We start from the raw sequence: 22,800 nt of genomic DNA on the forward strand, positions 1-22,800 counted from the left end.
TTTTTTATGCCTTCAACACAAGCCCTGGCGGGAGGCTTCATTCATCGCCTGCACACGGTTGGTGACATCCAGCTTGCCGTAGATATTGCGCAGATGGAATTTCACTGTGGCTTCGGAGGTGGCGCGAATCTGGCTGATCTCCCAGACGGTCTTGCCCTCTGAGGCCCACCGCAGGATTTCCAGCTCCGTCGGCGTCAGGGGCTTGCCAGACAAGCTCAGACGTTTCCTGACAGCCGTGGGTACGATCACCAACGGGCGATATGTCTGCTCTGGGCCATTCATTGCTCTCTCCTTTGATATCTGCTGATGCGCTGCCACCTTTCGGATTCCTCCTATTGACAGATGGCTTAAACATTGACGCGGAACAGAGAGTTACATAACGAATGGAGTGAAAGCGTAAAGCACAGAATAAACAGCTTCGCCCTACAACTAATTAAGTTTCTTCCCACAGCAAATTCCAACTTGCCTGGGTTGAACATTCAATTTTTTATGCTTAGTCGTCCAATTTCGGGAAACGAGCGGCGATATCGTCGCCGGTGCATTGCGCGACTGCGCCTTGAGCGGTGTCGAACAATCGCAGCGTTACACAGTGCGGGTTCTCGCCCATATCGAACCAGTGGGGTAGACCTGCCGGGATGATCAGCAGGTCATGTTTCTCACAGCGCACGCCGTACACATAATCGTCTATATGGAGAGTGAACAGCCCCTGGCCGGCGACGAAGAAGCGTACGTGATCTTCACTGTAGGTTCGTTCGGCCAGGCCCTGGGTGCGCAACTCATCCTTCTGTGGATGGTCATTCTCTACGCGAATCACTTCCACGGCGGCGTAGCCGAGGGCATCGATCTGCGCCCGGTACGCCTCGATCATTTCAACATCACTGGAGCCCTTCCCGACCGGGCTGGGCTGCCAGCGCTCAAAGCGCACGCCGTGCTCGGCCAGGGTCGACTGGATATCATCGATATGGGTGAGCACCTTGTTCGGGGTATCTGCAGTGGCGATGGGGTAGACGGCTACATAACTCATGGCATGGTTCCTTGGTTCGGCTCTTGCAATCGAAGGCCAATGATAATGGCGGCAGCCAGGGCCGCGGCGCTGGCGATACTGAACGTCAGGGTCGGCCCCAACAGGTTCCAGCTATAGCCGGAATACAGGGCACCAAGGGCGCCGCCCGTGCCGGCCAATGCCGCGTACAGCGCCTGGCCCTGGCCTTGCTGGCGGTCACCGAAACTGCGTTGCACAAAGGCAATTGCCGCCGCGTGAAAGCTGCCGAACGTGGCAGCATGCAGCAGCTGCGCCAGAAGCAGCACCCAGAAAAACTCGGCGAATGAACCCAGCAGCAGCCAGCGCAGCGCCGCCAGCAGAAAACTTGCCAATAGCACCCGACGCACGGAAAAACGCGCAAGGATGCGGCTCATGGCCAGGAACATCAGCACCTCCGCCACCACCCCCAGCGCCCACAACAGGCCGATCACACCACGGCTGTAGCCCAAGTGTTCCAGGTGCAGGGTCAGGAAGGTGTAGTACGGGCCATGGCTCATTTGCATCAGCGCCACGCAGGCATAAAACGCCAACACCCCGGGACTGCGTAGTTGCTTGAGGAAACCGTCTCCGGCCAGGCGCTTGCCGTGGCTGGTGGGCTGCGCGTTCGGCACCCACAGGCTGGCACCAATGATGCCGGCCATGATCACCACGACCACCACCGGGTAGATATCCAGGCTCAGCCAGTCGAACAGCCGCCCCATGATCACCACGGTGAGGATAAAACCAATCGAGCCCCACAGGCGGACCTGGCTGTAGCGCGAGGTCTGCTTGTGCAGGTGAGCCAGGGTGATGACTTCAAACTGCGGCAGCACCGCATGCCAGAAGAACGCGTGCAGGGCCATGACCATCGCCAGCCAGGCGTAGGTCTTGCTGACGAAGATCAGGCAGAAACTGACCAGGGTGCACACCGCGCCAAACCGCACGATGGCCAGGCGCCGGCCGGTGTAGTCGCCGATCCAGCCCCACAGGTTAGGCGCCACGCAGCGCATCAGCATGGGGATGGCCACCAGCTCGCCGATGCGCGCACTGGAGAACCCCAGGTGATCGAAGTACAGCGCCAGGAACGGCGCTGTCGCCCCCAGCAGGGCGAAGTAGAACAGGTAGAAGCTGGAGAGGCGCCAGTACGGGAGTGGTGGGGTCATTTCAGGGGTGGCGGCTTCGCAGCCCAGCGCGAGCAGGCTCGCTCGTCGCCACGCACCGTCACAACTGGCCCAGTACCGGGGTACTCACGCGCACATCGGCATTTTGACCACGGTTGCGCAGCAGGTGGTCCATCAGCACGATGGCCATCATGGCCTCGGCAATCGGCGTGGCGCGGATACCGACGCACGGGTCGTGGCGGCCCTTGGTGATCACGTCCACCGGGTTGCCGTGTACATCGATCGAGCGGCCCGGCGTGGTAATGCTCGAGGTCGCCTTGAGCGCCAGGTGCGCCACGATCGGCTGACCGGAGGAAATACCGCCGAGGATACCGCCCGCGTTATTGCTGAGGAAACCTTCAGGGGTCAGCTCATCGCGATGCTCGGTACCGCGTTGGGCGACGCAGGCAAAGCCGGCGCCGATTTCCACACCCTTCACCGCGTTGATGCTCATCAGTGCGTGGGCCAGCTCGGCGTCGAGGCGGTCGAAGATCGGCTCGCCCAGGCCCGGTTTAACCCCTTCGGCCACCACGGTGATCTTGGCGCCGACGGAGTCCTGGTCGCGGCGCAACTGGTCCATGTAGGCTTCCAGTTCCGGCACCTTGTCCGGGTCGGGGCAGAAGAAGGCGTTGTCTTGCACGCTGTCCCAGCTCTTGAACGGGATTTCAATCGGGCCCAGCTGGCTCATGTAGCCACGGATGACGATGCCCTGGGTGGCCAGGTATTTCTTGGCGATGGCGCCGGCAGCCACACGCATTGCAGTTTCCCGCGCCGAGCTGCGGCCACCGCCACGGTAGTCGCGCTCGCCGTATTTGTGATGGTAGGTGTAATCGGCGTGGGACGGGCGGAACAGGTCCTTGATCGCCGAGTAGTCCTTGGACTTCTGGTCGGTGTTGCGAATCAACAGGCCAATGGCGCAGCCGGTGGTGCGACCTTCGAAGACCCCGGAGAGGATTTCGACCTCGTCCGGTTCCTGGCGCTGGGTGGTGTGGCGGCTGGTACCGGGCTTGCGGCGGTTGAGGTCATGCTGCAGGTCGTCAAGGCTCAGCTCCAGGCCTGGCGGGCAGCCGTCGACAATGGCGACCAACGCCGGGCCATGGCTTTCGCCCGCGGTGGTGACGGTGAACAATTTGCCGAAGGTATTGCCGGACATGCAGGGCGCTCCGTGAAATCAGTTGAATCAAGTCAACCGTAATAACTTAAGACGGCCAGTATACGCAGGCTAACCGACTAGTTCATCCTCGAAACCTTACCGGTAGACGTTGGTCCAACCGGCACCTCTCTGATGATGGCGCGATGATGCTGCGAGTTTTACTGTTCACCCTCACCCTGTTGACCACTGTGGCCCAGGCCGCCTCCCCTGTCGTACTGCAACGCCCGATCAGCCTGGACACCGGCAGCGGCGAGCTATTTGGCTCGTTGCTGTTACCGCAGTCCGACAAACCGGTGCCGGTGGTGCTGATCATCGCCGGCTCCGGCCCCACCGACCGCAATGGCAACAGCGCCGACGGCGCCCGCAATGACAGCCTCAAGCGCCTGGCCTGGGTACTTGCCCGGCACAACATCGCCAGCGTGCGCTACGACAAGCGCGGCGTGGCCGCGAGCCTGGCGGCCACGCCGGATGAGCGCAACCTGACGCTCGACGCCTACGTGTCCGACGCCGTGGCCTGGGGCAAGTTACTCAAGGCCGACCCGCGCATGGGCCCGTTGATCGTGCTGGGCCATAGCGAAGGCGCCCTGGTGGCGGCACTCGCCGCCCCGCAACTGGCGCCGGCCGGGGTCATTTCCTTGTCCGGCAGCGCCCGCCCGGTGGACCAGGTAATTCGCCAGCAACTGGCTGATCACTTACCCCCCGCCCTGCTACTGCGCAGTAATCAAATCCTCGACCACCTCAAGGCCGGCCAGGTGGACGCCGACGTGCCGCGTCCGCTGGAGGGCATTTTCCGGCCGAGCGTGCAGCCTTACCTGATCAGCCTGTTCCGCGCCGACCCGTCGGCCGCCTTCGCCAAGCTGAGCATGCCGGCGTTGATCATCCAGGGCACCAACGACATCCAGGTCGGTGTAGCAGATGCCCGGCAACTCAAAGAGGCCAAGCCCGACGCGCAGCTGACGGTGATCGAAGGCATGAACCACGTGATGCGCATCGTGCCCAACAACGTGAAGCAGCAACTGGCGTCCTACAACGACCCGAAACTGCCCCTCGCCGCTGAGCTGGGCCAGCGCATCGTCGGCTTTATCGACGGACTTCAACCCCGTTAAGCGACTATTGGCCTCCAGTCCTGGGAAAAACGGCCGATAAGCCCTGGGTCGACAGTAAAAAGACTGTCGGCTCGCCGGGCTTGGACAGGATCGCGCCGCATGACAACCACCGAAGCAACACCCGAATCGACTGCCGACACCCCGACTGGGCCCGAGGCCGTCGTGGCGCCGGCCCTGCCGTGGGCGGACGTCCACGCCGAACATTTCAAGATGCTGCGTCTGGCGCCCCTGGCCACCGACCGCGCCACCGGCGCCCGGCCGTTGCGCTTCGTGCAGTTCGGCTATGCCGAGCGCCATGACAAACATCACAGCTTGCTGCGCATGGTCATTCAGTTGCCAGGCCAACGGGTGCGCCGCGAGCAGAATCACTTGGATATCTGGGTCGATCACGATAAACAACGCGTGCACTTCGGCCCAGGCAACAGCCTCGAAATCGAACCCGCCAACCGTGGTCTAGGCCGCTTCCTCGTCGCCCAGGCAGCGGCATGGGCAAAGAAGAAATGGTCACACTACCGCGTCGATGGCGTCGACCTGGCCAACAAGGACGCCCTCAACGAAGCCACGCGCCTGCGTCGCGATCACTTCCTGCGTATCCAGGGCTTTGATGTGGCCTACGCCGATGTGCAGCACCTCAAAGGCAATGTTCAGCCAGGCAAGGTCGGCGACGTTCTGGATAGCTGGAACACCGAGAAGGTGCAGTTCGTGGAGATCCTGGAAGCGGCGCAGATGCTGCAACAGGCCGAGCAGAACCTGATGGAACAGGAAGTGAAGCTGCGCAAGGAAGAGGAAAAAGTCACCAAGTTCAAGCGTGAGGACAGCGGGCTGCGCTTTACCATTACCTGCCTGGTGGCGTTTACGGTGTTTCAGGCGGGGTTGTTGATCTGGATTGCCACACACCGGTAGCAGACTGGAATGCAATTACAAATGTGGGAGTCCCCACCACATCTTCGATGTGACACTGTCGCGCAGCAAACTAGGGAGCTTGCTCCCGTGGCGGCCTGACAGCCGACCGGGATGTTGGATCAGACCGAGTACATATCCGTTATTTAGGTTACGGCCACTATTGGTTCCGCTTTTACAGCGGGTCACTTTTGAAAAGAGCCCAAAAGTAACCAAAAGGCTCTTGCCCCACCACTCGGCACCTCGCCCAGGCTCGGTGTGCCCGTAATCCGACATTGATTTGGGGGGCCGCCGCCACGCGCCATCCATGGCGCGGGGCGGCTAAACCGGCATCCCTGCCGGTTTACCCCCCAAATCCCTGTCGAATTCCGGCCAGCGTGGTTTAACGGGGCGCCTAAGATCAAAAACACAGCGAGGCGGCCTTATAGCCGACCTGATCGTTGAAGCTTGCGCGTACCCCTGTGGGAGCGGGCTTGCCCGCGAAGGTGGTTAACGATGACGCGGGAAACCAGAAAGAACTCGGCGTTCTCAGGTTTTTCGCGAGCAAGCTCGCTCCTACAGAAAAGCAGAAGCACCGCCAGCGTATCTGCGACGCGCAGCGAGTCGCTCTTGATCTTGATCTCAGGCGCCCCGTTAAACCACGCTGGCCGAACGCAGGCTTGAAGCCGTGGGTAACCCGGCAGGACGCCGGGTTAGCCGTCCTGGGCCAAGGATGGCCCATGACGGCGGCCCACGGCTTCAAGCCGGAGAGAGGGCACACCGAGCCTGGGCGAGGTGCCGAGTGGTGGGGCAAGAGCGTTTTGCTTACTTTTGCGCTGTTCAAAAGTGAGCCGCTGTAAAAGCGGAACCTATAGTAGCCGTTACCTAAGCAACGGATATGTACTCGCCCCAACAACCCAACAACCCGGTCACATCGTCGACGTGGCGCCGTCGCGCAGCAACCTGGGCCGCCTCCAAAATATCCGGCGTTGAGACTAAAATTTAACTCTTTAAAATCAGTAGATTACTTGAAGTTTGATAAGAGGAGGCTTGCCCCCGATAGCGGTGTGTCAGTTAGCAATGCATCTACTGACACTCCCGATCGGGAGCAAGCCCCCTCCCACATTGGCCCAGTCTCTTCAGTTAAACCTGGGTTAAACCCTGGCAGCGAAAATGGCCTGATGTTGGCGGCACTGCCCAGCCGTCAACATGAACACCCCATGCCCGCCGCGCTGGAAATCCAGCCAGGCGAAATCCACTTCCGGGTACAGCGCTTCAACATGCACCTGGCTGTTGCCCACTTCGACAATCAGCAACCCCTTCTCGGTCAGGTGATCGGCCGCTTCGGCCAGCATCCGGCGCACCAGGTTCAGGCCGTCGTCACCGCAGGCCAGGCCCAGTTCCGGCTCGTGCTGGTACTCATCGGGCATGTCGGCGAAATCCTCGGCATCCACGTAGGGCGGATTGGACACAATCAGGTCGAAACGCTGGCCAGGCAGGCCGTCGAAACCATCACCTTGCACGGTGTAAACGCGCTCGTCGACGCCGTGGCGCTCGATATTCTGATTCGCCACCTCCAGCGCTTCGAAAGACAAATCACCCAGCACCACTTCGGCGTCCTGGAACTCATAGGCACAGGCAATGCCAATGCAACCGGAGCCGGTGCACAGGTCGAGGATGCGTGCAGGTGGCTGTGCCAGCCAGGGTTCAAAGCGGTTTTCGATCAACTCGCCAATCGGTGAACGCGGGATCAACACGCGTTCATCGACGATAAACGACAGGCCGCAGAACCAGGCTTCTTTCAACAGGTAGGCGGTAGGCACACGCTCATGGATACGCCGATGCAGCAAGCGCTGCACATGGGAGATTTCCTCTTCTTCCAGGTTGCAATCCAGGTAGCTGTCGGCAATTTCCCATGGCAGGTGCAAGGCGCCGAGCACCAATTGCCGGGCTTCGTCCCAGGCGTTGTCGGTACCATGGCCGAAAAACAGGTCTTCCCCATGGAAACGGCTGACAGCCCAACGGATGTGGTCGCGCAAGGTGCGCAGGCGGGAAGTGATCACGGGGGCAGACTCCTGGAAAAAACGACTGGCGATTCTAACAGCCTTCACCTGTACCGACGATGTACGAAAACCCCGGCCCCGTACGTCGGATTTCATCCAATTAGCCCACTTTGTGTTAAACAGGCCCACCTCTTGACATGGCTGCACGCCAGCAACGGCGTACCTTACGATGGTAGCGATTCACAGAAGCGCTCAGCCAGTGGACAATGTCGCAAAAGCCCCACTCACAGGAGCCCCCAGAATGTCCGTTCCAAAGACGATGTTTCAACTCAGCGGTCGCGGTTACGCAGCAGCCAACCTCAATCATGCGACCCTCGTGATCATCGACGCCCAGAAGGAATACCTCAGCGGCCCCCTCGCCCTTTCGGGCATGGACGCGGCTGTCGAGCATATCAAGCAACTGTCGGCGGCGGCACGTAACGCCGGGCGCCCGATCGTGCATGTGCGCCACCTGGGCACCGTCGGAGGCCTGTTCGACCCCCAGGGCGAGCGTGGCGAGTTCATTCCGGGCCTGGAGCCTGAGGGTGACGAAACCATCATCGGCAAGCTGCTGCCCAGCGCCTTCCACGGCACCGGCCTGGAAAAATACCTGCAGGACCTTGGCTCTCTGGATCTGATCGTCTGCGGCTTCATGAGCCACTCCAGTGTCAGTACCACCGTGCGGGCGGCCAAGAACCTGGGCTTTCGCTGCACCCTGGTGGAAGACGCCTGTGCCACCCGCGACCTGCCTTACAAGGGCGGCATCCTGAGTGCCGAGCACGTACAGCAGACCGAAATGGCGATCATGGCCGACAACTTCGCCACCCTCGCCTTGACCAAAGATCTGATCTGATCACTCCCCAATGAGCGGCGTATTGACTGCGCCGCTCATCCGCAAAGCCCTCTCATTTGGCGCATTTACCTCGGGTACAGGAACAACCTGTGTATCTTCCGGTCGAAGGGCCGATACCCTGGAGGAAAGGTCGGAATGAAGATATCCGATGGTTTTGATGCTCGTCGCTTGCGCCCCAAGGGCCCGAGCAATTGGCGTCTGCGCCTGGTTGCGGGCATTGCCGCGTTGCTGGCGCTGGTTGGTTTATTGTTGGCAGGCGCTGGTGGCGCCGGCCTGTTTGGGCATTCACCGGCACTGGGCGAACTGAATGCCAGCCCGGGCGGCTCGGCGATCCTGTTAGTGATTGGCCTGCTCGTAATATGGCTGGGTGTATGGCTGTGGCGCCGCAGCCGTCGGCGGATGCGCCAGCCGTTGTCGTTGAATATCGCCTCGCACCTGATGAAAAAGCACGACTGATGGCGCTTGGATAGTATTTGCTGCGCCCTGGCCGCCGCGATTTAGGTAAACTGCCCGCCCTTCGCGGAGGCTGACATGCAAGACGACGACTTTTCCCTGTTCAAAAACGAGCTGCGCGGCGTCAAGCCGATCAAGCACGACCGCGCCGACACCGGCAAACCCAAGTCTGACCGGGCGCAGATTGCCAAGCTGCGCCAGGCCGCGACCGTGCGCACCGATGCCACCACGGTAGATGGCCTGTCGGACCAGTTCGTGATTGACGTCGGCCCCGAAGATGAGCTGATGTGGGCCCGCGACGGCGTGCAGGAAAGCCAGATACGCAAGCTCAAGACCGGCCAGATCCCGTTCGAAGGCAGTCTCGATTTGCACGGCATGAACGTGGAAAAAGCCCGGGAAACCCTGTGGGCTTTCCTCGCCGAAGCCACCCGTTTCGAAATCCGTTGCGTGCGCGTTACCCACGGCAAGGCTGTACGGCTGGACGGCAAGCGACCGATGATCAAGAGTCACGTCAACACCTGGCTGCGCCAGCATGCCCAGGTGCTCGGCTTTACCTCCTGCCAGCCCCGCCATGGTGGTGCCGGCGCGGTGTATGTGATGCTCAAGCGCACCATGCTGGAGGGGCGCGACGAGTAACAAGACCGTCGTCAGGCTTGCAGCGATGTGTCCGTCACCGTAACCTTGCGCTTTGCGAAAATCCCACAGGTAGTTTCATGTCCCTGGAACAGAATTACACAGAGATTCTCGGCCAACTCGGCGAGGACGTCTCCCGCGAGGGTCTGCTCGACACGCCAAAGCGTGCCGCCAAGGCGATGCAGTACCTCTGCCGCGGTTATGCACAGACGCTTGAAGAAGTCACCAACGGTGCCTTGTTCAGCTCCGACAACAGCGAAATGGTGCTGGTCAAGGACATCGAGCTGTACTCGTTGTGCGAGCACCATCTGCTGCCGTTTATCGGCAAGGCTCACGTCGCCTATATCCCAAGCGGCAAAGTGCTGGGCCTGTCGAAGGTCGCACGGATTGTCGACATGTATGCGCGTCGCCTGCAGATCCAGGAAAACCTCAGCCGCCAGATCGCCGATGCCGTACTGGAAGTGACCGGTGCCCTGGGCGTGGCCGTAGTGATCGAGGCCAAGCACATGTGCATGATGATGCGCGGTGTGGAGAAACAGAATTCGTCGATGATCACGTCGGTGATGCTCGGTGAATTCCGCGACAACGCAGCTACCCGCAGTGAATTCCTCAGCCTGATCAAGTAACGGGCGAGTAGTAAAAAAACCGGCGTTCATCGCCGGTTTTTTTTCGCCTGCAGAAATCAGGTAAGCTGCGCCCCCTCAGTTATGGGCAAGAGGTAACAGCCATGTTCGTCAAAGCACTTCGAGTGGGCCTCGGCCAAATCATCATCGCCGGCGATTTCCTGACCCGCCCACGCAAAAAACAGCGCCCCGCCGAACAACAGGCGCAAGTGAACGAAGCGGCCAAGAGCCTGACGCTGTATCAGTTCCACGCCTGCCCGTTTTGCGTCAAGACCCGCCGTACCCTGCATCGCCTCAACGTGCCGGTCGCCCTCAAAGACGCGAAGAACAACGAGCAGGACCGCCAGACTCTGCTGGAGCAAGGTGGCAAAATCAAGGTGCCGTGCCTGCGCATCGAAGAGAACGGCCAGACTACCTGGATGTATGACTCCAAGGTGATCATCGATTACCTGGACAAGCGCTTCGCTGCGATCTGAAGCACGCTGCGGTCAATGTAGGAGCGAGTTTGCTCGCGAAAAACTCACAGGCACTGCGTTTACTCAGGAAGCACGCGTTATCGTTGACGTTTTTCGCGAGCAAGCTCGCTCCTACAGAAATCAGGTCGGTGTTATCAGGTCCAGATCCAGCAGTGCCGAGCCCAGGCACTTACCGTGGGCATCCAAGGCCAGTGAGCGTGTCACGCCGCCGCGCAGGATTCCCGGCAGAACGAAGTTCAGCCCCTGCACGCTCGGCAGCTCATAACGCCGTACCGGCGGCGCATCAAGTTCACGTAAACCGGCAAAGAACTCGGCCACGCGCTCAGCAGTCAACTGTTCACACAGCAACGGATAATCCTCGGCGCGATAAGCAATGATGGAAATGTTCGACGTGTCGCCCTTATCCCCGGTGCGGGAATGGGCCAACGTGTGCAGTTTCATACTTCAATCCTCACCTTGACCGACTCTCGGGGCAGCAATAACGAGGCTACCGCCACCACCTGGCGCACGTTCTTGCTCGCCCCTCCACCACCGCTAGGGCCGTTGGTATAGAGGGTTTCCACTTCATTGCCGACGCGCACGGCTTCACTGCGTTCCTCACAACGGGCCGCCACCCGCAGACGTACTTCCCAGGGTTCAACACTGCTGCGCTGGCCGTGCAGCGCGTCTATGCCGATCAATTCGGCGCGCACCTCCTGCATCTTCACGCCCATCAATTCCAGACGTTTGAGTACAACGTCTCGTGCCAGCTGCGCCCGTGCGACAGCCCCCGGACCGCCGTAGGACATCTGTCCCTCACCGATCCAGCCATCCAGATAACCGACGCTGACCTTCAATTGTTCAGGCCGCGCACGGCCATCAGCGCCCTGGACACGCACTCGGTCCACGTTCTCCTCCACAAACCCAACCTGGGAAAAATCGGCGGTCACATCAGGGGTCAAATAAGCGGCAGGGTCATGCACTTCGTAGATCAACTGCTCGGCGCATGTGGCCCGGCTGACCCGCCCCCCGGAGCCTGCGACTTTGGTGATCAAGGCGTGGCCGTCCGCATCCACTTCAGCCAGCGGAAAGCCCAGGCGCGCCAGGTCATCGACGTCCTTGAAACCCGGGTCGGCAAAATAACCGCCACTGACCTGCCCGGCACATTCGAGCAAATGCCCAACCAAAGTGCCGCGACCCAGACGCTGCCAATCATCAGCGGCCCAGCCAAACTCAAACATCTGCGGCGCCAGGAACAACGAAGGGTCGGCCACACGCCCGGTGATCACCACATCAGCGTCGACGCGCAGCGCCTCAAGAATGCCCTCCACCCCCAGGTAGGCATTCGCGGAAATCAGGCGCTCGCCGAGGGACGCGACGGTCTGGCCGTTATCCAGCAACTGCTCGCCAGGTAAGGCGTGCAGTACATCATCGCCCACCACGGCCACCACCTTGAGGCCAAGGCCGAGTTCGGCGGCAATACGCCGTACTTCAATGGCAGCCGCCAGCGGGTTGGCCGCGCCCATATTGGTGATTACGCGCAAGCGGCGACGCCCTGCAAGCCGTCCGACGAAGGGCAAGACCCGGCGCATGCGCTCACCCAGCAACGGGTCGTAACCGCCCTGCGGGTCGCTGATACGCACCTGCTGCGCCAGGGCAATGGTGCGTTCGGCCAGGCACTCGAACACCAGGTAATCCAAATCCCCCTGTTCGGCCAATTCCACGGCGGGTTCGATACGGTCGCCGGAGTAGCCGGCTCCAGAACCGATACGCAAGGTTTTCATTTCAAAACACTCCCAGGAGCAATGCCGTCAGGGTCATCAACACCGACGCGGCAAACAGGAAAGGAATGGTGAAGCGCTGGTGATCGGCCAGCTCGATCTTGCACAGGCCCACCAGCAGGAAGGTCGCGGGGGTCAGCGGGCTGACCGGGAAACCAGTGGTGTGCACGCCCAGCAACGAGGCCTGGGCCACTTGCAGGGGGTCGACGCCCAAGGCTTTGCCGACTTCGGCGATCACCGGCATCACACCGAAATAATAGGAATCGGGATCAAACAACATGCTCAAGGGCATGGATAAAAAGCCCACCACTGCCGGGATCAACTTGCCGTGACCCGCCGGAATCTGCGCCACCGCGACTTCGGCGATGGCCTTGAGCATGCCGGTGCCTTGCATGATGCCGGTGAACACCCCGGCGGCGAGCAGGATACTGGCCATCGTCAGCGCGGTTTTCGCATGGGCGTCGATGCGTGCACGCTGGGCGTCGACGTTGGGGTAATTGATACACAGCGCGATCACGGTGCCGAGCATGAACATCACCACCGGGTCGACCCAACCGGCGATCATCACCACCATCACCAGTACGGTCAGGAGCAGGTTGACCCAAAACAGCCGTGGGCGGCGCAGCTTGATATCGTCATCGCTGAGTACCCGCTGCGGCACTGCATCTACCGTGGAGCCGGCGCCCAGGCCGAGGCGCTTTTCTTCACGATGGCCCAGCCACCAGGCACAGGCGAAGACGAAGATCAGCCCGACGATCTGCACCGGAATCAACGGCTGGAACAGGTCAGCGACAGGCACATGCAGGGCCGCCGACGAGCGCAGTACCGGCCCGGTCCAGGGCAGGAAGTTGACCCCCGCCGCCATTGCGCAAACGCAGGCGAGAATGCGCTTGTCGATGCCCAGCCGCGTATACAACGGCAGCATCGCCGGCACCGTCACTAGAAAGGTCACCGCACCAGAGCCGTCCAAGTGCACCAGCAACGCCAAGGTCGCGGTACCGACCACAATCCTTGTGGGACGCGTGCCTACCGTGCGCAGGATGCGATCAATGATGGGGTCAAGCATGCCGGCGTCGGTCATGATCCCGAAAAACAGGATTGCGAAGACAAACATGCCGACCACGGGGGCGACGTTCTTGATCCCGGTAATGATGAAGGCACTGGTCTGCAGGCCGAACCCACCGAGCAGCGCGGCGATGATCGGCAAGGCGATCAGGGCCACCAGCGGTGAGAGGCGCTTGCTCATGACGGCAGCGAGCAGGCAGAGGATGGTGATGACACCCAGGGTTGCGAGCATGGGTTACTCCAGGACGGCCTGGTTGGCCGGTTATTGTTTTCCCTGGAGTATTGGAAGCGGGTTAGTCTTTGTAAATTGGAATATTCGGCCTAGCACGTTCGGAAAAACAGAATGAAAAACTCGATCCAGCACATTCAGGCTTTCCTCGCCGTTGCCCGCACCGGCAGTTTCACCAAGGCCGCGAATGAGCTGCATCTGTCGCCGTCGGCCCTGACCGTGCAGGTGCAACAACTGGAAGACTGGCTCGGCGTCGCCCTGCTCGACCGCAGCCCACGCCACGTGAGTATTACCGCTGCCGGCCAGGAGGCGCGCGGGCCCATGGAAAAACTGCTGCTGGACCTGGACAACATCGTCACCGGCTCCCGCGACCTGGCCGCCCTGCGCCGGGGCGTGGTGACGATCGCCGCCCTGCCTTCGGTATGCGCCGGCGCCCTGCCTCCGGCCTTGCGCCAGTTTCGCCAGCGCTTTGCCGGCATTGAAGTGCGCCTGCATGACTTGGTGGCCCATCGCATTCATGCCCAGGTGCGCAATGGCGAGGTGGATTTCGGCATTGGGGTACGTGCGCGCTTGAGTCATGGCCTGGAATTTGTGCCGGTGCTGAATGACCGCTTGTGTGCGTTTGTGCCACTGGACCATCGGCTGACGCGCTATCGCTCACTGACCCTGGAGCAACTGGCAGAGCAGCCGATCATCCTTACCGGACGCGACAGCAGCGTGCGCGAACAGGTGGACGCCCTGTTTGACGAGACCCGATTGACGCTGAACGCGGGCATGGAGGCCAACTACATGTCGACGGTATTGGCATTGGTGCGCCAGGGGCTGGGAATCAGCGTGCTGCCGGAGTCAGCGGCAGACAGCCTGGAAGGGCTGAAGCGGATCGACATCAAGCACCCCGGGGTAAATCGAGAGATTGGTTTGATCAGTCGCAGTGGGATGACGTTGAGCCCGGCAGCACAACGCTGCTTTGAGCTGCTCAATGAAGAATTATCCGATACGCCGCTGCGCTGAATGTGGGAGGGGACAAGCCCCCTCCTACCTTTGCGCCTGTGGTTAATCCACCATGGTCACATGCTTCGGATGCCTGGCCACTCGCTGCAACCACGCCTGCACCGCCGGGTAAGGCGCCAGGTCGAAGCCCCCTTCATGGGCCACATGGGTGTAGGCATACAGCGCAATATCGGCAATCGAATACTGCTCACCCACCAAGTACGGCGTGGCTTGCAGCTGGCGTTCCATGACCCTCAAGGCCTTGTAACCGCCCTTGTGGGTGGTCTTGTATTCCTCAAGGCGATCTTCCGGCATGTTCAGGTAGAACTGGATAAACCGCGCCACCGCAATATATGGCTCATGGCTGTACTGCTCGAAAAACTGCCACTGCAATACCTGGGTGCGCAGACGCGGTTCGGACGGCAGGAACTCACTGCCATCGGCGAGAAAGTTAAGAATCGCATTGGACTCCCACAGGCAGGTACCGTCTTCCAGCTCCAGTACCGGGATCTTGCCGTTGGGGTTCTTGGCCAGGAATTCAGCGGTCTCGGTGTCGCCGTTGAGGATGTCGACATCGATCCATTGATACGGGATGCCCAGCAGATTGAGCATCAGTTTGACTTTGTAGCAGTTGCCCGACTTGTAATCGCCATAAACCTTGTACATGGGGCTCCCCTTATGCCGCTTGTGCGCTCTGACCGAATGCTTGCGCCGATAAGGTGCGGGTGTCGAGGAGTTGTTTCAAGGTGAGCGGCAGAATAATTACCCAGCACGTCCTGGAAAATCGCCTTTCATCTCCTTTCGTCCAGACAATCGAAAACATTATTTGCTTTATTTGTATACAAAAGCATAATTCGCTTCGTGCGAGTTCCTGACCTTTTGGTCAACAAACCCGCCAGTACCTCAAAGTGCTGTTGCCCACTCATGTGACCGGCGCTGGAAATAACAATAAAACGATTGAGGAGTACTCGCTGTGGATAGCCGTAAAACCGAAGCCCCTACATTGGACCTCGCCGCGCCGCAAGGTGGCTGGCTGGAGCGCCTGTTCAAACTGCGCTTGCATGGCACCACAGTGAAGACCGAGCTGATCGCCGGCCTCACTACCTTCATCACCATGGCCTACATCATATTCGTCAACCCCAACATCATGGCTGACGCCGGTATCGATCACGGCGCGGCGTTTGTCGCCACGTGCATCGCCGCCGCCCTGGGCTGCCTGTTGATGGGCCTGTACGCCAACTGGCCGGTGGGCCTGGCGCCGGGCATGGGCTTGAACGCCTTTTTCACTTACACCGTGGTCGGCACCATGGGCTACACCTGGGAAACCGCCCTAGGCGCGGTATTTGTCTCGGGTGTGCTGTTCATGATTCTGACGCTGTCACGCATTCGCGAATGGCTGCTCAATAGCATCCCGGTCAGCCTGCGCCATGCCATGGGCGCAGGCGTCGGCTTGTTCCTCGGGGTGATCGGCCTGAAAACCGCAGGCATCATCGTCGACAGCCCGGCCACCTTGATCAAGCTCGGTTCCCTGCACGAACCGGCACCGCTGCTGGCGGCGGTGTGCTTCCTGCTGATTGCCATCCTCAGTTATCACCGTGTATTCGGCGCGATCCTGATCAGCATCATTGCCGTAACCCTCGCGGGCTGGGGCCTGGGCCTGGTGCATTACAACGGCATTGCCTCCATCCCACCGAGCCTGGCACCGACCTGGATGGCCATGGATGTGATGGGTGTGTTCAATGTGAGCATGATCAGCGTGGTATTTGCCTTTCTTTTTGTACACATGTTTGACACTGCCGGTACACTGATGGGCGTTGCCCAACGTGCCGGACTGGTGAAGGCCGACGGCAAGATCGACAACCTGTCTCGCGCATTGAAGGCCGACAGTGCTTCCAGCGTGTTCGGCGCCATGGTGGGTGTACCACCCGTGACCAGTTATGTAGAAAGCGCCGCAGGCGTGGCGGCCGGTGGTCGCACCGGCTTGACTGCCGTGACCGTGGGCGTGCTGTTCGTGGCGGCGATGTTTTTCGCCCCATTGGCAGGCATGATTCCCGCTTACGCCACCGCGGGCGCGTTGATTTATGTGGCAATGTTGATGATGGCGAGCATGGCCCATATCAACTGGGATGAAGCCACCGACAGCATCCCGGCGATCGTCACCGCGATCATGATGCCGCTGACGTTCTCGGTCGCCGATGGGATCGCCCTGGGCTTTATCACTTATGTGGCGCTCAAGGCCGGCACCGGCAAATACCGGGAGATTTCCGTCAGCCTGTGGGTGCTCTGCGCGATCTTTATCGCCAAGTTCATCTTCCTGTAGTCCGGGAATGGCTGAAAAACCGCCTCACCTTCGGGTGGGGCTTTTGCATGAAGGGAGGAATGTAGATGAACCTGGAAACCTGGCTGCTGTTCAGCGGCGCTGCATTGGTCGTGATCCTGATCCCCGGCCCGCTGTCGCTGCTGATGATCAGCAACAGCCTCAACTACGGCCTGCGCCGTTCGTACCCGGCGTTTCTGGGCGGCGTGTTTGCTTCGATCTGCCTGCTGAGCGCTTCGGCCTTGGGCCTGGGTGCGCTACTGCTGGCCTCGGAGCAACTGTTCAGCGCCCTGAAGGTCGTGGGTGCGCTGTACCTGGCCTACCTCGCCTGGCAGAGCTGGCAGCAATCGCGTCAACCAAGCCACGCCACCGAAGTCCCGCAGGCCCAGGCGACGCCGCGCTTTCGCAGCCTGTTTGGCCGGGCTTTTGTGCTGGGCGCCAGCAACCCCAAGGACATCTTGTTCTTCGCAGCCTTCCTGCCACAATTTCTCAGCAGCCAGCAGGCGTTCCTGCCGCAGTTGCTGGTCATGATCGCCACCTGGACCGTGCTCGACCTGTTTTGCAAGCTGGCCTACGGCCTGGGTGCCCATGGCGCTGCGCGGTATTTGCGCAGCGGTTCGGGGCAAAGCTGGTTCAACCGGATCAGTGCTGCACTGTTTGGCGGCGCGGCGGCCACCGCATTGCTCAAGGGGTGAGCGCGGCGACCTTGGCAAAAAACACACTGGGCGGCTCGGCATACCGAGCCGACCATTGGACGCCCGCCACCAGCCTGACCAGCCGCCCTTCGTTCAGGGCGATTTTCATGGCCGCGAACTCCGCCGAGAACGGCGTGGCCGAGATGAATCGCTGGCGAAACCACGTATCGGAGAGCTGCGGCGCCACCCGTGAGCGCAGGACGACCGTGCGATTGTCGGCCCAGCGCGTCAGCACGAAATAGACCCTGTCGGTCTCCGGATGCGTACAGAAGAAATCGATTGAGGCCGGCCCGCCATGGCGCCTGTCGATGGGACTGACGACAAAGCCATTCTGCTCAAGAACCTGCCTGACCGCGCCTTGTGCCGCTTGCGAGCGCCGCGCATTGCGGCCTCTACCCATGCTCCTGAGCAATGCGGTATCGAGCCTGAAGGGAGGCGCGAAATCTACGCGCATGAACCCGGGTGAAGCCCCATCGACCCCTATATTGATACTGGCCGCACCGGGGACGCCTGCGGGCCGGAGTATCTTCAACAAATCGACCATATGCCCCGAGGTGCCCGGCGCCAGCCAATGGTCGAGGCTGGCGCGGATATTGAGTAAATGCGTGGCCGTAATCGAAGTCCCGCTGTCCGCCAGCTCAACCAGGCGCTCGCCCAAAAAAAGCCGGCTGCCCTCCGTCAGCATGGGAAAGGCTCTGCCCACTGTCACGCTCAGGGGTTCGTTGAACAGGGGTTGATGCGGCGTCCATAAACCATCGGTACCCAGGGTGGTCGGCACCGGCTGTTCGGCGGAGTTGCTGCCCAACCAACGCTCCATATACCCATAGGCCCTGAAGGAAAGATCGTGGTTTCTCATGATGAAAACGATACTGCGGGATGACACCCCAGAGCCCTGGGGCAACAGCCGGAAATAGTTGTCGCCTAACTGCAGCACCTCGTATCCCGGGTAACCTGACATCGCGGGCACTTGGTAAATCCGGCGCGGGGGCGCTACCTCATTCAGCGCGAAATCCGGCTGGAAACCCCAACTTTGCCAGGTGGTGTCGGCTATCGGCGAAGCCCGCAGAGCCGCCTCCGTGAGGGCCCGCGAGGGCGGTGCCCACTCACCGGCGCTCCGGGCCGGAGCCCAAGGCTGGAATACCGCGGAACTCGGCCCCGCTACCGGCGCATCGGCCTGCAGCAGCCACTCACGAGGGTGCTCGATGTGCAGCATCAGTTCGTCCGAGCCTTGCGCAGAAGGCGTTTTCAAGCGCAGGTCCGCTTCATTCCGGCGTTGATACACCGAATAAATCTCGTCACCATCGGCCAGCAACTGTTGACCATTTTTCACATACCGTCCCTTGTCTTGGGGCCACTTCAACTCGACAGCATCTTCCAACCCGCCTGAATACTTGAAGCGTCCCAGCAGGCTGAGCGGTCTGCCAGGCGAGACGTTCAGGCCGGCGAGCGCACCGCTGGCGAAACCATGATGGCGATGCAAGTGCGACAGGGCGACCCGCGCAACCCTGGCCCCCTTGGGCGCGGGGCCAAACGACAACAGTACGTCAACGAACGCCAGCAGGGTCAGGAACGCCACATCCACGGCGTCGTGGGCATCGCGGCTGAAATGATAACGCCGCGCCGCAAGCAGCATTTCGTACAGGCTGATACCCACGCCCAGCACCGGGACAAAGGACAGCAGACCGCGGATGCTCGCAGCATGCTGCTCACCCAGACGTTGCTCGCGATATGCCTGCAACGCCAGGGAAGAGTTGGACTGGGCCTGGGTACGACGCTGCACCTCGAACATTCGTGCATGGGCCAGCAGCGCCCTGGCATTGCCCTGGGAGGTGGTCACCGTGGCCAGCCAACCTTCGGGCACCAGCGCAATCTGCTCGTTGATTTGCGCCGCCACACTGTCCGGGTCAACCGCCGGCACCTTATGCCGCACCGTGAAGAAACCGACGATCAGCCCAATAAGACGGGCCACAGACGGCACGTCAATACGGTGTACAAACAGCTTGCGCGGTGCTAACTGCGGGTCTTCGCCGGGGTAGCTGTCGACCGCCTGGGTCTCCCAGCCGGGCGCTACCTGGCGCGCCAACACCTTGCGATTCAGGGGCAAGGCACCGTCCTTGTTCAAGGCTTGCTCGGCCAGCGCCACACTGGCGTACTCGGCGATGGGCGGGCTTTCCAACGCTGCGGGCCAATAGACGACGCACAGTCCGGAAAGCCTGTCCTGCATCACCAGCATTGCGGCAACATGGCGATCATGCTCCAGAGTGTGGCCCACCAGACGCACCAACCCCAATTGCACATCCAACCCGTCACCTCTCAGATCACTGGCCACCTGCGCCTCCATGACGCGGCTGAACAGCCGTTGCGCCTGCTCGCTCAAGCCCTGCCGGACCGCGCTGTACACCTGCATCTGAGCCCTTTGTTGCAGGGCCCGATAGACCAGCGCCTGGGATAAGCCCTGGGACGGTATCCGGGTCGATGCCGGCGGGTAGAACGCGCGCTGGATCAGCTTGTCGTATTCCCCACCCAGATCCAGGGAGGCGAGCGTCTTGATCAGGTAACGCACACTCAGTCGTTTTTTCAGATCCGGGTCGAGCCAGCGTGCACGGTTCAAGCGCCAGCGGGTCCATGGGGCTTTGGGATCCAGGTTATGCAGCGCCAATTGCAGCAGGCTGAAGGTCGTGCGCTGCTGGCTGACAGTGATTTTCACATCGCGATCCGCCACCGCACATTGGCTCGACCAGCTACACAACTGGGAACTCACATCATCTGGCACATCGAGCAGGGGTTTATCAATATCCAATGGCGGGTACAAACCGTCTTTGCTCAAGCGGGCGATCAGCGCCTGGCGGGCAAAGGATTCGAGGTCGGGCAACTCCAGCCACAGCTTGCGTTCCACCGCCCAGGCACTGGCCAGGTAGCGGCGACACAAGCCCTTGTAGTGCTGGCGTTGGGCGCTGGTCGCCGTGGCCAGCCAGGCCGGCAGTTTCTTCGCCTGGATGGCGGCCGTCTGCAACAGGTTGAGATTGGCCATGGCCAGGGTCCGTGCATCATTGGCCGGCACCTGCAGGCCGTCGAACAATTCCTGGGCCAATAACAGCCGGCTCAGTTCCCGGTCACTCACCTGGTTGAACAGCCGGTGCCCCTGATCAATCCGCTTGTTCATCTCGATGTGATGTTGCACCTGCTTGATGAACAGGTCTTTGAGCAAGGCGCGTTCGATCACTGCATAGCTCACCACCAGGGGCGTATCGGTGGGCACCGCGCTGATCGCCATGCGCGCCTGCGTGCGCTGGTGCCGCCCGATACAGCGCCACAGCATCGAGCCATCGCGGCTTTTCAGGCTGGCTTCAAGCGCCTTGGCAAACGCACTCAGGGAGTCAAACGCCACCAGCCCTTCGTAATGTCCGGCCACATATAACAACACCGGGTGCGGGGCGTCAGGGTTGGCCTGGGCCGCGTTGCAAGTCACCAGCACCGCGCCCAGCAGTGGGTACAAGGTGAAGGCATCACCGCCCACCGCCACTTGCAGCACGCAGGTATCGGTGGCCCGCTGCCCAGGCCGCCAGGCTTTACTCAGCGCTGTTTCGAGATGTGCCAAGTGGGCGTCGCTGAGCAGGCTCAGGCGGTGTTGCATCTGCGCCTCGTACAGCAAAGCCTGCAGCTGTGCCGAGCCCAGCGAGGAGCCACGATTGCGCGAACCCTCGGGTTGCTCCTGCCAATACTCTTTTTCAAACACACGGTCCAGCGGCCCCCGCGCCCATTTGCGCGCAGTCTCTACATGTGTCTGCCACTGGCGTTCGAGGCTGAGAAAATCCTGGTAGGCCACGCTGTCCTTGCTCACATCCGTCGCGTCGAGCAAGCCCATCAGGCCTTTTTCGTAACGCTTGAGCTGCGCTTCGCGGGTTTTCAACGCAAGTTCCGGCGCCAGGTGCCCAGCCACGATCTCGTCGCTGCGGCGCTGCCGATCCCACTCCAGCAAGATCTCCAGGGTGTGTCCCAAGCGCGGGAAAGTGACCAGGCGCCGACGTCCTTTCTCGATAAACTTGAGAAAGCGCCGCACATCGGGAGCCGCTGACGCGCTCGCGCCCTGAAGGCCCACCGCCGCGTGGTTGATCGACAAGGCACACGCCAGTTCGTTATCCCATTGCCCGTCCAGCGTCTCGCCGGCACTGACCAACAGCGCGTCACCGCGCAACACGCCGCCACGCTGTGGTACGAACGGCATGGGTATAACGCTGGGTGCCTCACACAGTTCATGCCAGCGGCGCAACGGCAGGCACTGCCACAACATGCGGCTCAGCGGGCCATTGACCAGTATCGGCAGATCACACACCAATTGGTGCCAGGAAGCGAATTCGTAGAACTGGCGAAACAGGCCAGGCAGATACACCACGTGGGTCGAATCCCCCTCACCGCCCTCGCGATAGATGTGCAAGGCACCCGGAACCGACACGCTACGCTGGTTGGTGGCAGGCCACATGATCTTGCTTGCCTGAACGTTCGCCCATTCGCCGCCGGCCCGCTGGCGCTGGTCGGCTTCGGGTATTTCCAGCAACTTGCGCAGCATGTCATAGCCGCTGTCAGACAGGTGGTACGCGCGATAGGCCAGCCAAGCGTTTGCGGCAAACAAGGAGGTACGCAATTGCACCCAGCGCTCGCGACGGGTCAACCACGAACCATGGGCCAGCTGCTGCCAATACTCACGGGCCGCCTGTTCGATGCGGCCGAGCAAGGCCAAGCCCTTGACCCGCACCAGGGCATCCCAAGCCGTATAAGGCAAGGTACGGGCCGGATCATCCTTGATACTCAGCGCGGTGAAGTGGTTGATATTGACTGGTACATAGGGCTGGATCAGCAAGGCCAGTGCGCGTTCGGTCAGGCTGTCGACCTTCTGGGGCGGGGCCGGTGGCCGCGGTTCGGTGAACAGCACGGTGTCCGGGTCCAGGCCAAATGCCTCGTGCAGCGCGTTGCGCACGACTCCCAGCACTCTGGGCGCACGGCCAAGCAAGCCACTGAGGACCTTGGCCGCTTCGCTGGCGCTGGCCTGCGCTTGGTGGAGCCGATTGATTTCCAGGCTGGGCTGCATGACCGCGTTGAGCCGACGGGTCAGCAGCGTGCGCATCGCCTCGTCACGATCTGCTGATGTAGTGTGCGGGTCGTCGAAGTCGAGCTTGTCGGCCCAGGTGGAGGTGGTGTCAGTGCTCATGGCGGACTTTCCCGTACAGAAAAAGCCGAGCCTAGGCACCCCGGCTATCCAGGGTGCGTTACATAGTTGGGCGCCCCACCCACAGGCCGCAGGCAAAAAAAAGCCCGCAGTGCGTGCGGGCGAAACCAACGAAGAGCAT

21 protein-coding genes are annotated in these 22,800 nt (G+C 61.0%); 11 read left to right on the plus strand and 10 right to left on the minus strand.

Features of this window, described 5'->3' with window-relative positions; genetic code table 11:
• Positions 1-12 precede the first annotated feature (12 nt).
• From QYQ93_RS20125 to aroC, 4 genes are all read right to left on the minus strand, one after another.
• Positions 13-282 (minus strand): response regulator transcription factor, encoded by a 270-nt coding sequence (locus tag QYQ93_RS20125; protein WP_043047637.1) that lies wholly within the window; start codon positions 280-282, stop codon positions 13-15.
• A gap of 211 nt (positions 283-493) precedes the next feature.
• Positions 494-1,024 (minus strand): acireductone dioxygenase, encoded by a 531-nt coding sequence (locus QYQ93_RS20130; RefSeq protein ID WP_338475346.1) that lies wholly within the window; start codon positions 1,022-1,024, stop codon positions 494-496.
• Positions 1,021-2,184: an MFS transporter gene (locus QYQ93_RS20135; protein WP_338475347.1), complete on the minus strand. Its 1,164-nt coding sequence runs from the start codon at positions 2,182-2,184 to the stop codon at positions 1,021-1,023. Before QYQ93_RS20135 ends, QYQ93_RS20130 begins: the two co-directional genes overlap by 4 nt.
• A gap of 58 nt (positions 2,185-2,242) precedes the next feature.
• Positions 2,243-3,334 (minus strand): chorismate synthase, encoded by a 1,092-nt coding sequence (gene aroC / locus QYQ93_RS20140; protein WP_043047640.1) that lies wholly within the window; start codon positions 3,332-3,334, stop codon positions 2,243-2,245.
• 143 nt (positions 3,335-3,477) lie between these two features.
• Between aroC and QYQ93_RS20145 the strand changes: the two genes are divergently transcribed.
• The 3 genes from QYQ93_RS20145 to QYQ93_RS20155 all read left to right on the plus strand — a co-directional run bounded on the left by QYQ93_RS20145 (position 3,478) and on the right by QYQ93_RS20155 (position 6,179).
• Positions 3,478-4,440 (plus strand): alpha/beta hydrolase, encoded by a 963-nt coding sequence (locus QYQ93_RS20145; RefSeq protein WP_043047641.1) that lies wholly within the window; start codon positions 3,478-3,480, stop codon positions 4,438-4,440.
• A gap of 99 nt (positions 4,441-4,539) precedes the next feature.
• A complete protein-coding gene (locus QYQ93_RS20150) occupies positions 4,540-5,343 on the plus strand; it encodes a hypothetical protein (RefSeq protein ID WP_338475348.1) in 804 nt (267 codons plus the stop codon).
• Positions 5,344-5,813: 470 nt separating this feature from the next.
• Positions 5,814-6,179, plus strand: coding sequence for a hypothetical protein (locus QYQ93_RS20155; protein WP_338475349.1), 366 nt, complete (start codon positions 5,814-5,816; stop codon positions 6,177-6,179).
• Positions 6,180-6,473: 294 nt separating this feature from the next.
• Here the strand turns inward: QYQ93_RS20155 and prmB are convergent, their stop codons facing one another.
• On the minus strand, positions 6,474-7,382 hold the full coding sequence (gene prmB / locus QYQ93_RS20160; RefSeq protein WP_338475350.1) for a 50S ribosomal protein L3 N(5)-glutamine methyltransferase: 909 nt from the start codon (positions 7,380-7,382) through the stop codon (positions 6,474-6,476).
• Between the two features lie 241 nt (positions 7,383-7,623).
• Here prmB and QYQ93_RS20165 point away from each other — a divergent pair, with 241 nt between their 5' ends.
• The 5 genes from QYQ93_RS20165 (at position 7,624) to QYQ93_RS20185 (ending at position 10,399) form a co-directional block, all read left to right on the plus strand.
• Entirely contained in the window at positions 7,624-8,214 is a 591-nt protein-coding gene (locus tag QYQ93_RS20165) for a cysteine hydrolase family protein (RefSeq protein WP_338475351.1), read from the plus strand.
• Positions 8,215-8,349: 135 nt separating this feature from the next.
• The gene (locus QYQ93_RS20170) at positions 8,350-8,670 is read left to right on the plus strand and encodes a hypothetical protein (RefSeq protein WP_043051835.1); all 321 of its coding nucleotides are present in this window, start codon (positions 8,350-8,352) and stop codon (positions 8,668-8,670) included.
• A gap of 75 nt (positions 8,671-8,745) precedes the next feature.
• Positions 8,746-9,303 carry a Smr/MutS family protein gene (locus QYQ93_RS20175; protein WP_043051834.1) on the plus strand — a complete coding sequence of 186 codons (558 nt, stop codon included), beginning with the start codon at positions 8,746-8,748 and terminating at the stop codon, positions 9,301-9,303.
• Positions 9,304-9,380: 77 nt separating this feature from the next.
• Entirely contained in the window at positions 9,381-9,926 is a 546-nt protein-coding gene (gene folE, locus QYQ93_RS20180; RefSeq protein ID WP_043051833.1) for a GTP cyclohydrolase I FolE, read from the plus strand.
• Positions 9,927-10,027: 101 nt separating this feature from the next.
• On the plus strand, positions 10,028-10,399 hold the full coding sequence (locus tag QYQ93_RS20185) for a glutathione S-transferase N-terminal domain-containing protein (RefSeq protein WP_338475352.1): 372 nt from the start codon (positions 10,028-10,030) through the stop codon (positions 10,397-10,399).
• A 120-nt stretch (positions 10,400-10,519) separates the two neighbouring features.
• Here QYQ93_RS20185 and QYQ93_RS20190 read toward each other — a convergent pair whose 3' ends face one another.
• Genes QYQ93_RS20190 through QYQ93_RS20200 form a run of 3 tightly spaced genes read right to left on the minus strand, consistent with a single transcriptional unit; the run spans position 10,520 to position 13,456 of the window.
• On the minus strand, positions 10,520-10,840 hold the full coding sequence (locus tag QYQ93_RS20190; RefSeq protein ID WP_043049800.1) for an AtuA-related protein: 321 nt from the start codon (positions 10,838-10,840) through the stop codon (positions 10,520-10,522).
• Entirely contained in the window at positions 10,837-12,162 is a 1,326-nt protein-coding gene (locus tag QYQ93_RS20195; protein WP_338475353.1) for an acyclic terpene utilization AtuA family protein, read from the minus strand. Before QYQ93_RS20195 ends, QYQ93_RS20190 begins: the two co-directional genes overlap by 4 nt.
• 1 nt (position 12,163) lies before the next feature.
• Complete coding sequence (locus QYQ93_RS20200; RefSeq protein ID WP_043049802.1) at positions 12,164-13,456, minus strand: CitMHS family transporter; 1,293 nt, start codon at positions 13,454-13,456, stop codon at positions 12,164-12,166.
• Positions 13,457-13,567: 111 nt separating this feature from the next.
• Between QYQ93_RS20200 and QYQ93_RS20205 the strand changes: the two genes are divergently transcribed.
• Positions 13,568-14,464: a LysR family transcriptional regulator gene (locus tag QYQ93_RS20205; protein WP_043049803.1), complete on the plus strand. Its 897-nt coding sequence runs from the start codon at positions 13,568-13,570 to the stop codon at positions 14,462-14,464.
• A gap of 42 nt (positions 14,465-14,506) precedes the next feature.
• Here QYQ93_RS20205 and QYQ93_RS20210 read toward each other — a convergent pair whose 3' ends face one another.
• The gene (locus QYQ93_RS20210; RefSeq protein ID WP_043049804.1) at positions 14,507-15,109 is read right to left on the minus strand and encodes a glutathione S-transferase family protein; all 603 of its coding nucleotides are present in this window, start codon (positions 15,107-15,109) and stop codon (positions 14,507-14,509) included.
• A 307-nt stretch (positions 15,110-15,416) separates the two neighbouring features.
• Here QYQ93_RS20210 and QYQ93_RS20215 point away from each other — a divergent pair, with 307 nt between their 5' ends.
• Both QYQ93_RS20215 and QYQ93_RS20220 read left to right on the plus strand, forming a co-directional pair.
• The gene (locus QYQ93_RS20215; RefSeq protein WP_043049805.1) at positions 15,417-16,763 is read left to right on the plus strand and encodes an NCS2 family permease; all 1,347 of its coding nucleotides are present in this window, start codon (positions 15,417-15,419) and stop codon (positions 16,761-16,763) included.
• A gap of 65 nt (positions 16,764-16,828) precedes the next feature.
• A complete protein-coding gene (locus QYQ93_RS20220) occupies positions 16,829-17,455 on the plus strand; it encodes a LysE family translocator (RefSeq protein WP_124401403.1) in 627 nt (208 codons plus the stop codon).
• On the opposite strand, the gene QYQ93_RS20225 is transcribed toward QYQ93_RS20220, so the two are convergent.
• Positions 17,445-22,661, minus strand: a complete 5,217-nt coding sequence (locus QYQ93_RS20225) for a dermonecrotic toxin domain-containing protein (protein WP_338475354.1) — start codon at positions 22,659-22,661, stop codon at positions 17,445-17,447. The genes QYQ93_RS20220 and QYQ93_RS20225 overlap by 11 nt on opposite strands.
• Between the last annotated feature and the right edge of the window lie 139 nt (positions 22,662-22,800).

The organism is Pseudomonas khavaziana, assembly GCF_036704165.1.
Classification (GTDB): Bacteria; Pseudomonadota; Gammaproteobacteria; order Pseudomonadales; family Pseudomonadaceae; genus Aquipseudomonas; species Aquipseudomonas khavaziana.